This is a genomic window from Psychrobacter sp. CAL346-MNA-CIBAN-0220 (assembly GCF_040309805.1).
Lineage (GTDB): Bacteria > Pseudomonadota > Gammaproteobacteria > Pseudomonadales > Moraxellaceae > Psychrobacter.
Genome location: NZ_JBEOPF010000467.1, coordinates 1 through 257, shown reverse-complemented (window position 1 = coordinate 257; position 257 = coordinate 1). Strand labels below are relative to the sequence as shown.

General features: G+C 58.4%; 1 protein-coding gene. It reads left to right on the top strand.

The features are described 5' to 3' along the window. Nucleotides 1–257 (top strand): hypothetical protein (locus AAEY88_RS14395; RefSeq protein WP_350563484.1); only part of this gene is annotated, 257 nt, incomplete at both ends.

The following is a 257-nucleotide window of genomic DNA, read 5'->3' as shown; positions in this document are numbered from 1 at the left end:
GGTTCAAGCTGCACATCACCCATGACGAACTGAAGCAGGCCAAGGCCGGCGCCAACTTCGGCACCGACCGGCCCAACGATGTTCTGGTCAATGCGCAGTTTTTATACGCTGTCAGTGCCAAACGCGCCTATCTTGAAAATAATGACGGGGAGGCCAACAAGAGCTTTGTCGCCGCTATGCGCAGCCTCAATGATGGCGAGTACCCGGGGCAGGCGTTGCGTCGCCTGGGCTTGAAAGACTTCGTTGCGCCCGCAACC